Raw genomic sequence first — 12,662 nt, 5'->3', positions numbered from 1 at the left:
GACGTCCTACCCATCCCCTGGACGGACCGGGTTCTGCTCAACGGGACAGCGGATCCCACGCAGCTTTTCACCGCGGCCGGGCGCGTGGACCGCGGCGCGGGACGTGAGCGCCGCGGTCCACGGCTTCATGGAAGGAACTTCACCTCTGGGAAGGCCGCGCTCGGGCCGTCGAGCAGATGGCCTCGACGGTGTCGCAGGTGCAGGTCGAAGAAGGCAAGCGGGTATGCCTGTTGGATCCGTACCGACCGGGCCGGGGCGAGGGTGCCGATCATGTCCTGGATCTGCTGCGAGCAGGCCCGGTGGCAGTGGCTTGCCGTCGACGTCGGGGTTGCGGCCGGCGGCGAGCTCCTCCACGCAGTCGAGCAGGAACCGGAGGTCCGCGGCGTAGTCCCTCGGGAACATCGGGACGTCGCCCGGGGTGACCACCCGGCCGTCGGGGAACTCGGTGAACGTGTCGTGGGTGTGGTCGACGGTGACCACGGCGTAGCCGTGGCTGGCGAGTTCCTGGACCATGATGGTGTGGTCGCCGCGGTGGCTGCCGGCGCCGTGCGAGTACACGATGACGGGCAGACGGTGGCCCGTACGGTGCACGGGGGCGCCCACGTGCCCGGCGGTGAGCGGGCCGAGGGCGGGGGCGAGGGGGAAGTCGGCGTCTGTCAGGAACGCCCGCAGCGCGCCCTCGGTCATCCAGGGGGCACACGGCCAGTCCTCCGTCCTGCGGGCGGGGTACCAGACGCTGGCCATCAACTCGCGGTGATGCCCCGGGCCGGCCACGGGATCCGGACGTGAGGTATCGACGAGGTGGAGCGCCACCGTGCCCACCGGGTGCGGTCCGGTGGGCGGGGGCAGGGTGAGACGCGCCGGGCTGGAGGAGGTAGGAGCCGCCCACGCGCGGGATGCAGCGTCGAGTGGCACCGCAGCCCCGACCCCAGCGGTCAGCGCGGCCCCGAGCATGTGACGGCGTGTCATTGGTGTTCGGCTGCTGGACGCCGTGACGGTCATGAATCCTCCCGAGACTGGGTTTCCTGGTCGGAGCCGGGCTCGCAGCCCGTGTTACTGGGTGTGGCGTGGCATCGTCATGGCCTCGCGTCCGGTGATCGGCGTCGCTCCGCCGAGGCGGCTGCTTTCGGGCCGATCCTGATGTGGGCGATGCCGCTGTCGAGGTCGATCGGCCCGCGGCAGGGGTCTCCCTCGCCCTCGTCGTCGCGCATCCACTCCAGACGTTGTCGCTCCTCGTGAACGTGGCGGGCGCTCAGTAGGAAGACCTCTTCGACGATGTTCACCGCAGGACACTGCCTTGATCAGGCCGAGGTTCCCGACACCGAGACGGATGGTCTGAAGGCATGTGCATCGTCAAGGCCCCTGGCTGTGGATTCGGAGTCAACCGCTGTCGTGTTGCGAAGAGCTCCATCAGCCCAGGACGCCGATGGGAAGGATGTCCGGGGCCGTAGTGGGGAGTTGGCCTGTCAGCCGTTGCGGGCGGCCTCTGGGCCGGTGATGCGTTTGAGTAGGGGGAGAGTCGACGCGATGATGCACAGCGAGGTGACGAGGCCGACAGCGACGAGCACGTAGTACGCCACGCCCGGCGACACCAGGTCGTAGCGCATCTGCGATTTAAGGAACAGGGCGGAGGCGGCGAAGGCCGCACCGATGGAGATCACGGCCACGGCCAGCAGCGGCAGTGTGCTCTCCAGTCCGATCACACGCTGCAGCAACCGCAGCGGCGCGCCGGTGAGCCGCAGCAACGCGAACGGGCGCCGGCGATCCGACAGGCCCGCGACCACGCTCACCGCCAGGCTGCAGCCTGCGATCGGCAGGGTGGTCAGCAGCACCACATCGGCCAGTTGCCGCCAACCGGCCAGCTCCTGCTGCAAGTCTGTGCCCCAGTCGCCTACCGTGCGGACCTGTTGGTGCGGGTAGGCGATGCTGAGCGCGGTCCGTACGCGTTCCATGGCGGCTGACGAGCCGTCGGTGGCCGTGTAGAGCAGTTGTACGGGCAGCTTGGTGACGGCTGCGGGGCTGATTGCGGCGGCGGGCCACTGCAGGCTCGACTGCGACTGCAGGCTGACGAACGCGAAGGAGTCGACGGCCGCCACGCGCGCCCCGGGCGGGCAGCGGCCCACCATGGGAGTCTGCGCCAGATCGGAGCAGGTCACCAAGACCGGCGCATCCAGGGGTGGATCGCCTGGGTGCACGCGCCGGTTTACGACCTTGCCTACGCCGTCCGGGTTTGCGTGGACGACGGTCACGCCCCGCACGCCCGGAATCGCCCGCACCTCGGTGAGCAGCCGTGCCGGGATGGCCCCGGCCAAAGGCGCCTGGCCGTCGCTGCTGGCCTCCACCACCGTCCGGGTCTGCCGGTCACCGCCCAGGGTGCCGCGGTAGTCGTTGATGGTGCCGATGATGCTGACGGTCGCGGTGGTCACGAACAGGGCCAGGACGAGGCCGCTTACCGCGCGAAAGCCTGCCTTCGGGTCGTCGGCGAGCCGCCGCACCGCGATCAGGGCGGCCGGGCGCCGGGTCCGCCGGGCCACCGCCCGGGCGACGATCATGGTCAGCCACGGCCCGGCGACCACCAGGCCCAGCATCACCACCAGGAAGCCCGGGAGGTAAGCCGCCGTCTGGCCGTTCCCGGTCGCCGGGCGGCGGCCGGCGAAGACGAAGTACGCCAGTTCCGCCAGGCCCGCCAGCAGGGGGATCAGCCGCCAGGCGCGCGGCGGGCGCGGAGTCACCCGGCGGCTCACGCCGAGCGGGGAGACGGTGACCCGGCGCAGCGCGAGGAGCGCCGCGATCGCCGCCGCCACCGGTACGCCGACGACGACGCCGAGGGCCTGCGGGGCCTGGAGCGTCAGATCTGACAGGAAGAACCGCTGCTGCCCGGTGAGCGGAATGGTGGCGACCAACGGGCGCAGCGCGGCGTAGAGCCCGAAGCCGACCACCGTCCCGACGGCCGCCGCCCGCGCGGACTCCACCGCCGATACCAGCGACACCTGCCGGGGAGTGGCGCCCACCAACCGCATCGCCGCGTACCGCTGTTCGCGCGTGGCGGCCGACAGCCGGGTCGCGGTGGCGATGAAGATCAGCACCGGGAAGATCAGGGCCCCGGCCACCACGGAGGAGATGAGTGTCAGCGCGTCGCCGCGCACCGCGTTGTCCCAGCACGCGTTGTCGCAGGTGGATGGCCGGCTGGTAGCGATGGTGGTGACTGCCCTCGCCCCTGGTGCGCCCTTGATCTGGGCGGGAGTACGGCCGACGACAGCGGTCAGTGAGTCCGGGGAGGCAAGCGCGGCGTCGCCGATCGTGCCGGTGAGGCGCCCGGGGAAACGGTCGCCCAACTGGTCGGCGGGAGTGTCGCGGATCAGCTTGGCCAGCGCGGGTGAGGCGTAGTACTCGCCCGGAGCCGGCAGGTGCGTCAGGCCGGGCGGGACGGGCGAGGTGGGTCCGGTCGCGGCGACGTCGACCTCGGTGAGGGACTTGCCGTCGTAGTAGTCGCCGTGCGGCCGCCACCACAGCGGGTCCGCCGTCGCCTGCTCGGTACGGCCTGCGGCCCCGGTGTCGAGCCAGACTTGCCGCTGGTTCGTCCGCTCGACCGCGTTCATGCTGGCGAAGGTCGACAGCAGCAGTCCGACGCCGATGGCGACCGCGGCGGTGATCATGGCGAGCCGGGCGAGGGCCTCCCGGCCGCCGCTGACCGCGAGGCGGAGCGCGAAGGCGATCACGAGGCGATCCGTCCGGTCGTGAGCAGGCTGGCCTTGCCGTCCCGCACGATGGCCTCCCGGTCGGCGTGCGCGGCGACCCGGGGTTCGTGGGTCACCAGGACGATGGTGGTGCCCTCCTCGTGGGCCGCGTCCACCATCAGGTCCATCACCTGCTCGCCGGTCAGCGAGTCCAGCGCCCCGGTCGGCTCGTCGGCGAACAGCACCTTGGGCCGGGCCACCAGGCCGCGGGCCAGCGCCACCCGTTGCGCCTGACCGCCCGACAACTCCCCGGAGCGGCGCCGCTCCAGGCCGTCGAGACCCAGCCGGGCGAACCAGGGCCGGGCCTCGGCGAGGGCGGCCGCCCGGCGCATGCCGGAGAACAGCAGCGGCAGGGCGACGTTCTCCTCGGCGGTCAACTCGGGGACGAGCTGGCCGAACTGGAAGACGAAGCCGAAGGTGTCGCGGCGCAGGGCGCTGCGCTCGGCCTCGTTCAGGTTGTCGATGCGGCGTCCGTCGAAGTGCACCTCGCCCGAGTCGGGGGTGAGGATGCCGGCCAGGCAGTGCAGCAGGGTGGACTTGCCCGAGCCGCTCGGACCCATCACGGCGAACACCTCGCCGGCCTCGATGGCCAGGCTGGCGCCGCGCAGAGCGGGGGTCTCGCCGAAGGAGAGGGTGAGGTCACGGGCCTCGATCAGGGCGCTCATGCGCGCACCGCCGCTGCCAGCGTGTCCATCCGGGCCGTGGTTAGCTCGATCCACCGTAGGTCGGCCTCCAGGTGGAACAGGCCGTGGTCGGCGAGCAGGGCGTCGACGATCGGGCCGGTGCGGCGCAGCTTCGTCAGCTCGTGCATCCGCTCCAGGTGGGCGGCCCGCTGCGTGTCGAGATACTGCTGGGCGTCGCGGCCGAGCATCAGGGCCAGAACGACTTTGGTGAACAGCACGGTCTGCAGATTGGGCTCGGGGGCCACCGGCTCGGTGAGCCAGGTCTCGAACTCCGTCGCCCCCGCCTCGGTGATCACGTAGCGCTTGCGCTCGGGGCCGACTCCGGGCTCCGCCTCGCCGGCGATGACCTTCCCGTCCCGCGCCAACCGGCCAAGCGTTGTGTAGACCTGCCCGTATGGCAGCGGTTTGCCGCGGTTGAAGAAGGCGTCGTAGTCACGCTTGAGGTCGTAGCCGTGGCTCGGCTCCCGCTCCAACAGCCCCAACAGGGTGAGAGGAACACTCATGCGAGGACCATACACCGCAGATATATCCTGAGTGTATATCTGCTGAGAGTGCGTAGATCTTCGGTCGGCTTCCGGTCGGCTTCCGGTCGGCGGCTTGCGCGGTTGCGAGCGCGAGTCGGGTCTCGGAGCCCCAGGCGACATCGACGAACTCCAACGCGGGTCACCGGAGGGGGCGGCTACGGTCTGTTGCTGTTACACGAGCGACGAGAGCCGCAGCTCGTGCCGCTCGTACACCTTCGACCTACTGCCTTGCGAAAGACCCCCGCATGGTCTTCGTAGGGCACATCCAGGGCACATGAGCCTGGGAAACGGCGTTGACCCGTGAGAACTGCCGAGAGGAGTTTTCCCAGGTCAACGCACATCACCCGACGAAACCCCAGGTCAGCCCCCTCCCGCCCCCAATCGCTGCACGAGTGGCAGGACTTCAGCCACCGCCTGCATGAGGCGGGGCACCAGCCGTACTGCCTGGTGTGGCCGTGAGCTGAGGTTTCTCACGGGGTGGGCGGGGTCTTCGGGCCTCGCCCTTTTTGTTCCTGGTCGACGTAACCCACCCGAAGGTGCAGGCCCTCTGCGGGACGTGGGCCCACGCAAAGGCCGGTGAGCAACAGCCCTTTGCCGACTCACCGGTGTACGCGGTCATGATCAAGGACCTCAACTCCACCCTCCTGCCCCTGGCCGGATCTGTCCTCGGGGAGGTACCACCCCAGGTGACCACGACGCCCAGGGGCCGAGATGCGAGGCAGCTCAGCCGCAGTCAGGATTGAAGGCGTGAGGGCGATGGCGCCTCGTGTCCGAGCGCTTGGCGACTCTCGCACCGATCCGCGACAGGAGAGCTTCGCGATGACTGCGACAGGTGCAACCCCGCCGGCTCACCCTGAGCACCCGGGCAGGACGGATGGCGTCTCCAACGAGTTCACCGTTTTCACCAAGATCAAGCCGGGCGAGGCCGATGCGTTGCGCGCGGATCTCACCTGGCTCGGCGACGCGGCGAATGACGAGAACGTCCATGCGGCGCTGCGCCAGATCGGCACGCTGCATGACGCACGGCACGTCATTTTCGACAACGACACCAGGTTCATGTTCGCCAGCGTCTTCGACGGCTCCTGGGACACCTACATCGACGACTTCGCCAAGACGGTGGTCGGGGAACGCTTCGACAAGGTCTTCGCGCACAGCGAAGGGTTCCCCGGCATCAAGGATCCAGGGGTCAAGGACTGGTTCCTCGCCCACCAGGAGCCCGCAGGGGTCTTCGTCAGCGCCTATCCCGACCTGACCGTTCAGCAGATCTACAAGGACCACCGCGTGGACGAAGCGTTCCAGGAGGTGCTGGACACCCCCCAGTTCCGGGAGGCACTGGACAACCCCGCGAACGCCGAGTTGCTGGCCACGCCGGCCTTCCAGAAGCTGCTGGAGGAAGCCTCGGCCTAGAACCCGGACGCAGCCGGCCCCCGGACTCCCACCCACCGCCATCGGTGGACCGCGTCGACAGGCGCGCACCAGCCGCTGCCGGGCTGTCCAGGCAGAGACCGACGCGGAGGCACAAGCGACCATGAACACAGCGGACAGCGACAGCGCGGCCGGCACGAGCGTCGAGATCGACGACGTCCAGAGCGGGGCCCTGCGGCCGAGGCCCGTTCCGTACGAGGGAAAGTTCGTCTTCCTGCACGTCGAGGACCGCCACGCCGGGCGCGCCCTGCTGCGGCGGCTCCTGCCGGCGACCTCGGGTGGTCTGCCAGGCGCAGACCGGAGCCAGGATGCCTGGGTTTCTGTGGCCTTCACCTATCAGGGGCTGAGGGCCCTGGGGGTGCCGCAGGAGTCGCTGGACAGCTTTCCCCAGGCGTTTCGTGAGGGCATGGCCGCCCGGGCGGAGCGGATCGGCGACGTGGGTGAGAGTGCGCCGGCCCACTGGGAGGCACCGTTCGGAACCGGTGACGTCCACATCGCCCTGAGCGCCCTGTCCTCCGACACGGGACAGCTCGACAAGGAGCTGGAGCGGACCCGTGCCGCCTACGAGGACACCCCTGGTGTCCGGGTGATCTGGCAGCAGGACGTCCACCAGCTGCCGACCGGACGCACCACCTTCGGGTTCCGGGACGGCATCAGTCATCCGAACATCGAGGGTGTCGGGCTGCCCGGCTCCAACCCGCAGGAAGCCCCGATCAAGGCCGGCGAGTTCATCCTCGGCTACCCCGACGAAACCGGCAGTCCGCCCCCCATGCCCCAACCCGACGTGCTGGGGCGCAACGGCACCTACGCCGCCGTCCGCAAGATCCACACCAACGTGGCGGCCTGGCGCCGATACCTGCGCGCGAACAGCGCCGACGCCGAGGAGGAGGCGCTCCTGGCGGCGAAGATGGTCGGGCGCTGGCCCAGTGGGGCGCCGCTGGCGCTGGCGCCGGAGCACGACGATCCGGAGCTCGCGGCCGATCCGCACCGCGTCAACGACTTCCTCTACCGGGAGAACGACGACCGCGGCTACCGGTGCCCCGCCGGTGCGCACATCCGGCGCACCAACCCCCGCGATTCCACGATCATCGGCGACGCGCGGATGCACCGCCTCATCCGCCGCGGCACCACCTACGGCCCGCCACTGCCCGAGGGCGTGCTGGAGGACGACGGCGCCGACCGCGGCCTGGTCGGCGTCTTCCTCGGAGCCCACCTGGAGCGACAGTTCGAGTTCATCAAGGCCGAATGGGTCAACGACGGCAACTTCATCGGCTACCCCGGCGAGCAGGATCCGGTCGCCGGGCACCACGGCGGAACCGGCAGCCTCACCATCCCGGAGAAACCGGTCCGGCGCCGTCTCCAGAACCTGCCCAGCTTCGTGGTCACCCGCGGCGGCGAGTACTGCTTCGTTCCGGGGCTGCGCGCTTTGCGCTGGCTCGCCGAACTCGAGGGCTGAGGACGGTTCCAGGCCCCTGGAGCACGATCACGGTCGCTGAGAGGAGAGGTCGGAGTCATGGCAGCAGAGTTCGTCCGCTACACGCCCGACGTCGAGGATGCCGACCCGGACTTCGAACGCAACGTGCAGACGGTGATCGAGAAGACCAAGAACTACATCGCCGAGTCGGTCGAGGCCGGCGGCACCGGACAGGCCCTCCGCGACGCCCACGCCAAGGGCTACGGGCTGGTCCGCGGGGAAGTGGAGATCCTGGCCGGGCTGCCCCCCGAGTACGCCCAGGGAATCTACGCCACCCCGGGAACCCACGACGCGCTCATCCGCTTCTCCAACGGCTCGCCCCACGCCGGAGCCGACGCGCGCCTGGGCGCCGCCACCGGACTGGCCCTGAAGATGTTCGACATCCCCGGCCCGACCCTGTTGGACGACGAACCGGACACGGGCACCTTCGACTACGCCAACATCAACGGACCGATCTTCTTCTGCAACACGGTCGAGCACTACCTGTTCATCCAGGAACTGTTCCTCGACGCACCGGCCTACTTCTCCCAGGGCCGCCCCGGCGCCCATCGCTTCTACACCGATTTCGTGACCGGAAAGGGAACCCTGGACCAGGACAACTGGGCGTGGGACGAGTTCCTGGCCTTCCTGCGCCTGGCAAAGACTCCTCCGGCAAACGTGCTGCTGTCGAGCTACTGGACCATGGGCGCGGTCCGCCACGGTGACTACATCGCCAAAGTGCGCTTCACCCCCGACCCGTCCTCCGCCGCCGCGGTGGTCCGGCGCACCATCGACCCGACCTCGGCAGCGGAGGTCTTCCGACCGGCCCTGCAAGGCGAGTTGCAGGAACGGCCCTACGCCTTCGACATCCAGGTCCAGCTCTGCACCGACCTGCACCGCATGCCGGTGGAGGACACCACCGTGGAGTGGCCCGAACAGCTCTCGCCGTCCGTCACCGTGGCCAAGCTGCGGCTGCCGCAGCAGGACATCTCCAGCCCGGAGAACCTGGAGAAGATGGACGCACTGTCCTTCACACCCTGGCGGGTCACCGCCGAGCACGCGCCCCTGGGCAACATCATGCGGGCCCGCAAGGAGGTCTACCGGCAATCCTCCATCGCGCGCCACAAGCTCAACCAACAGCCACGCACCGAGCCGCGCAGCGCCGACGAAGTACTCGGCCCGGCCTGACAGAAGGCGCCCTCTGGTGAAACGGCTCCCCGTTCGCCGCACGAGTGGCAGGACTTCAGCCACCGCCTGCATGAGGCGGGGCATCAGCCGTACGGCCTAGGTTTCTTACGGGGTGGGCGGGGTCCTCGGGCCTCGCCCTTCTTTGTGCCGGGGGGAGGTGGACGGACCTGCCACGACCGCGCAGGCCGCCGGTGCCGACCCCGGCGGCCTTCACCGGTGCGCGGCCGGACAGGATTCCGCCGAGCGTGTGGACCGCCCCATTCTCACGCCCCGCCGGAACCGCCCGCCCCCTGTGGTCGTCTTGTGCGCTGACTGTGTACGAAGCGGGACTGTGGGGGACGTAATGGCGCGGAACGTGACGAAGGCCGGTCTCGTGGTGGTGGCCATGGCGACAGCGCTCGGTGCCTCGGCCTGCGGCGGGGAAGCCGGCGCGGCCGCCGGGAGCAGCGGCGGATCGCTCCCCGCGCACGGGACGACGGAGTCCGTGGCGCCTTCTGGAGACAGGACGTCGTCCAGCTCGGCTCCGATACCCCCCGGCACCGTGGGGACGCCGGCCGGAATCGCGCAGGCCGCGGCGTCGTCCATCACCCGGCACGTGCCATGGAACCTGGACATTCTGGACCAGCGGTCGCGGCCCCTGAACGGGACGTTCACGACCACCGCCACGGGCAAGGGTGTGCACGTCTACGTGATCGATACCGGCATGGACATCGGCCACAAGGAGTTCGGCGGACGTGCCCACCTGGGTGCCGACTTCGTGGGCCCGAAGGACTCCGGAGACTGCTTCAGCGAGGCGGGCGTCGGCCACGGCACGTTCGTCGCGGGAATCATCGGCGGGACGAAGTACGGGGTGGCGCCCAAGGCGGAGCTCGTACGGGTGCAGGGCATCCTGTGCGAGAGCGAGGGCGGCGGCTCCCCGGCAGCGGCCGAGGCGGCCCTGGTGAAGTCGGTCAAGTGGGTCACCGCGCACGCACAGAAGCCCGCGGTGGTGAACATGTCGCTCAACCTCGACCACCGGTCGGCGGCCCTGGAGAGCGCCGTGAAGCACATGGTCGACGCGGGGATCCCGACGGTTGTGTCGGCCGGCAACTTCCATGACGACGCCTGCAAGCACTCGCCGGCCGGTGTCCCCGGCACGATCGTCGTCGCGGCCTCCACCCCGAACGACCGCGCATGGAGCGACGGCGGCTCCTACGGATCGGGGTACGGACGGTGCGTGGACCTGTACGCCCCCGGCCAGAAGGTGACCGCCGCCCTCGCCGGCGGCGGTACGACCACGGAGAACGACGGCGCCACGTCCTGGGCCGCGCCGCACGCAACCGGCGTGATCGCCCTGTACCTGTCGGCACACCCCCACGCCACGGCCGACCAGGTCCATGTCTGGCTCGACCACACGGCCACCCGCGGTGCCCTGCACGGCATCCGGTCCGACACCCCCAACCGGCTGCTCAACACCGGCGGCCTCTGACCTGCCCCCGCACCGCGCCCGCACGGCGCCGGCCTCCTGCCTCGTCCGCCCGGCGCCGGTGGGCGTGATCGGCATCCGCCCGTACGAGCGTGCGGGCGTCGGCGGTTCAGCGGCCGGTGCCGATGCCGGTGGCCTTGGCCTGGAGGGTCTGCCGGGTCCGGGCGACGGTGGCCTGGCCGCGGGCGAGCTTCTCCGGCTCGCTGTCGATCACATCGGCGATCTGCTGCCCGGTCCGTCACTCGTACCGGTACTTCAGCGAATCCGCCTCCGCCTGCTCGATGTCGGCGATCGTCAGCTCCGGCATCCGCAGCTGGGCCAGCGTCACCTCGGCCGAGGTCGGCTGGGTGTCCGCCGGCAGCCACTGCTCCGGCTTCCAGGCCCCGCTGCGCAGCAGCGACTTGGGGCAGTGGGGGTAGACCTCCTCGATGCCCACCACCAGCGCACTGGCCGGCGGCTTGCCCACGGCGGTCAGCTGGGACAGCAGCTCCGGGCGGGTGGAGACACAGGCCCGGCCGTTGACCCTGAGCGTCGTGGTGCGCCCCGGAATGACGAACAGCAGCCCGGCCCGTCCGGTGGCGACGACATTCTGCAGGGTGTCCAGACGCTTGTTGCCGGTCGCGTCCGGTATCGCCACCGTCCGTGCGTCCAGGACGGCGACGAACCCGGGGGGACCGCCACGCGGGGAGACGTCACAGTTACCCTCGGCGTCCGCGCTGGCGACCAGGACCAGCGCCGAGCAGCCGATCAACCGGCGGGTCTGCTCGGTGAGTTCGGTCATCTGCTTGCGCACGGCCGCGTCACCGGGGAGGGCGTAGACCCGGCGCAACGCCTCCTGGTCGGGCACGGCGTCGAGGCGGAGCGAGTCGAAGGCACTGCGGGCAAGGGGTGTCGTCATGCCGCCGACCCTAAGGGGCGGGCCCGCGCCCGAGGACGTCGTGCCGCTGCTCAGCCCTCGACGCCGCGCCGTACCCGCCGCGAGGGGCTGAACTCGTACAGGTCCAGGATGTCCGGCGGCTCGCTCAGCCCCGGGCCCCCGGCGCGGACCCAGGTGGCGATGTCGGCCGTCGCGTCGGGGTCGTTGACCAGACCGAGCCACACCGGCCGGCCGCCCGCCGCGCGACCGGCCGGGGACGGCTGGACGACGATGACGTCGGCCTGTTCACAGGCGTCCAGGCAGTTCACCACCCGGATCTGCGCGACACCCCGGTCGCGGCGCACACCGTGGCCGAGGTGAACTGAACCGTTCCCCGCGAGTGGGCGGGCGGGCGGGCCGGCCGCGCCGCCCCGGGAGGCCGGTCAGCGGATGCGGGCCACCCCCGAGTAGATGCCGCTGCCCTCCGGTTCCGGGGCCGGGGTGCCGGCGAACCACTCCGTCGCCGTGACCAGGCCGGGGGCGACCAGGTCCAGGCCGTCGAAGAAGCGCTCCACTTCGGGGCGGGTGCGGAAGGCGAGGCGGATGCCGCCCCTGGCGTACTCGGCGACGACCTGTTCGACGAGTTCCGGGTACAGGTCGGACGCGGCGTGCGAGAGGATCAGGTAGCTGCCCGACGGCAGGGTGTCGACCAGGGCGCGGACGATACCGTGGGCGCCCTGCTCGTCGCTGATGAAGTGCATCAGGGCGATGAGGGAGAGAGCGACCGGGCGGTCGAAGTCCAGGACGTGCCGGGCGTGCCGGACGATCGCCTCCGGGTCGCGCACGTCGGCCTGGATGTAGTCGGTCACTCCCTCGGGGCGGCTGATCAGCAGCGCCTCGGCGTGCCGGAGGACGATCGGGTCGTTGTCGGTGTAGACGACCTTGGCCGACGGCACGACGTTCTGCACGATCTGGTGGAGGTTCGGCTCGGTGGGGATTCCGGTGCCGATGTCCAGGAACTGGTCGACGCCCTGCCGGGCGAGCCACGCGGCCGCCCGGTGCATGAACTGACGGTTCTGCCGGGCGGCGTCCCTCGCCTCGGCCGGCAGCTTCTCACCGACCGCCTCGTCGACCGGGTAGTTGTCCTTGCCGCCGAGCAGCCAGTCGTAGACCCGGGCGGGGTGGGCCCTGCTGGTGTCTATCGGCAGGGACGGCTGTGGGTTGGTCGTCATGGCAACTCCATCGCGCCGGGGGAGACGGTGAGGGACCGAGGTCGCGATGATCGTACTCGGGCGCCTCATCCGCCTTGCCCGCAGGGCGACTTGGGCCCA

The 12,662-nt window shown here is 70.5% G+C and carries 12 protein-coding genes and 1 pseudogene; 5 read left to right on the top strand and 8 right to left on the bottom strand.

Going from position 1 to position 12,662, the window contains the following annotated elements; all coding sequences use genetic code 11:
• Window positions 1-6: 6 nt before the first annotated feature.
• From ACFY6U_RS29655 to ACFY6U_RS29635, 5 genes are all read right to left on the bottom strand, one after another.
• Window positions 7-954: a hypothetical protein gene (locus ACFY6U_RS29655; protein WP_390043453.1), complete on the bottom strand. Its 948-nt coding sequence runs from the start codon at window positions 952-954 to the stop codon at window positions 7-9.
• Window positions 955-1,076: 122 nt separating this feature from the next.
• On the bottom strand, window positions 1,077-1,283 hold the full coding sequence (locus tag ACFY6U_RS29650; RefSeq protein ID WP_390043102.1) for a DUF6191 domain-containing protein: 207 nt from the start codon (window positions 1,281-1,283) through the stop codon (window positions 1,077-1,079).
• A gap of 183 nt (window positions 1,284-1,466) precedes the next feature.
• Window positions 1,467-3,719 (bottom strand): FtsX-like permease family protein, encoded by a 2,253-nt coding sequence (locus tag ACFY6U_RS29645; protein ID WP_390043101.1) that lies wholly within the window; start codon window positions 3,717-3,719, stop codon window positions 1,467-1,469.
• A complete protein-coding gene (locus tag ACFY6U_RS29640; protein WP_390043100.1) occupies window positions 3,716-4,402 on the bottom strand; it encodes an ABC transporter ATP-binding protein in 687 nt (228 codons plus the stop codon). The genes ACFY6U_RS29645 and ACFY6U_RS29640 overlap by 4 nt, the downstream gene beginning before the upstream one ends.
• Window positions 4,399-4,923, bottom strand: coding sequence for a PadR family transcriptional regulator (locus ACFY6U_RS29635; RefSeq protein ID WP_390043099.1), 525 nt, complete (start codon window positions 4,921-4,923; stop codon window positions 4,399-4,401). Before ACFY6U_RS29635 ends, ACFY6U_RS29640 begins: the two co-directional genes overlap by 4 nt.
• A 527-nt stretch (window positions 4,924-5,450) precedes the next feature.
• Here ACFY6U_RS29635 and ACFY6U_RS29630 point away from each other — a divergent pair.
• The 5 genes and pseudogenes from ACFY6U_RS29630 to ACFY6U_RS29610 form a co-directional block, all read left to right on the top strand.
• A pseudogene (locus ACFY6U_RS29630) lies at window positions 5,451-5,579 on the top strand (GNAT family N-acetyltransferase); the annotation flags it as partial.
• 184 nt (window positions 5,580-5,763) lie between these two features.
• Window positions 5,764-6,351, top strand: coding sequence for a hypothetical protein (locus ACFY6U_RS29625; protein WP_390043097.1), 588 nt, complete (start codon window positions 5,764-5,766; stop codon window positions 6,349-6,351).
• Between the two features lie 121 nt (window positions 6,352-6,472).
• Complete coding sequence (locus ACFY6U_RS29620; protein WP_390043096.1) at window positions 6,473-7,825, top strand: Dyp-type peroxidase; 1,353 nt, start codon at window positions 6,473-6,475, stop codon at window positions 7,823-7,825.
• A gap of 57 nt (window positions 7,826-7,882) precedes the next feature.
• Window positions 7,883-9,010 carry a catalase family protein gene (locus ACFY6U_RS29615; protein ID WP_390043094.1) on the top strand — a complete coding sequence of 376 codons (1,128 nt, stop codon included), beginning with the start codon at window positions 7,883-7,885 and terminating at the stop codon, window positions 9,008-9,010.
• Between the two features lie 355 nt (window positions 9,011-9,365).
• The gene (locus ACFY6U_RS29610; protein ID WP_390043092.1) at window positions 9,366-10,478 is read left to right on the top strand and encodes a S8 family peptidase; all 1,113 of its coding nucleotides are present in this window, start codon (window positions 9,366-9,368) and stop codon (window positions 10,476-10,478) included.
• Window positions 10,479-10,713: 235 nt separating this feature from the next.
• Here ACFY6U_RS29610 and ACFY6U_RS29605 read toward each other — a convergent pair whose 3' ends face one another.
• From ACFY6U_RS29605 to ACFY6U_RS29595, 3 genes are all read right to left on the bottom strand, one after another.
• Window positions 10,714-11,373: an MSMEG_1061 family FMN-dependent PPOX-type flavoprotein gene (locus tag ACFY6U_RS29605; protein WP_390043090.1), complete on the bottom strand. Its 660-nt coding sequence runs from the start codon at window positions 11,371-11,373 to the stop codon at window positions 10,714-10,716.
• A gap of 50 nt (window positions 11,374-11,423) precedes the next feature.
• Window positions 11,424-11,696, bottom strand: coding sequence for a (2Fe-2S) ferredoxin domain-containing protein (locus tag ACFY6U_RS29600; protein ID WP_390043088.1), 273 nt, complete (start codon window positions 11,694-11,696; stop codon window positions 11,424-11,426).
• Window positions 11,697-11,774: 78 nt separating this feature from the next.
• Window positions 11,775-12,563 carry an SAM-dependent methyltransferase gene (locus ACFY6U_RS29595; protein WP_390043087.1) on the bottom strand — a complete coding sequence of 263 codons (789 nt, stop codon included), beginning with the start codon at window positions 12,561-12,563 and terminating at the stop codon, window positions 11,775-11,777.
• Window positions 12,564-12,662: the final 99 nt, after the last annotated feature.

This window comes from Streptomyces sp. NPDC013157 (assembly GCF_042899865.1).
In the GTDB taxonomy this organism is placed as follows: Bacteria; Actinomycetota; Actinomycetes; order Streptomycetales; family Streptomycetaceae; genus Streptomyces.
Note: the sequence above shows the minus strand (reverse complement) of the source record. Positions and strands in the feature narration are given on the sequence as shown.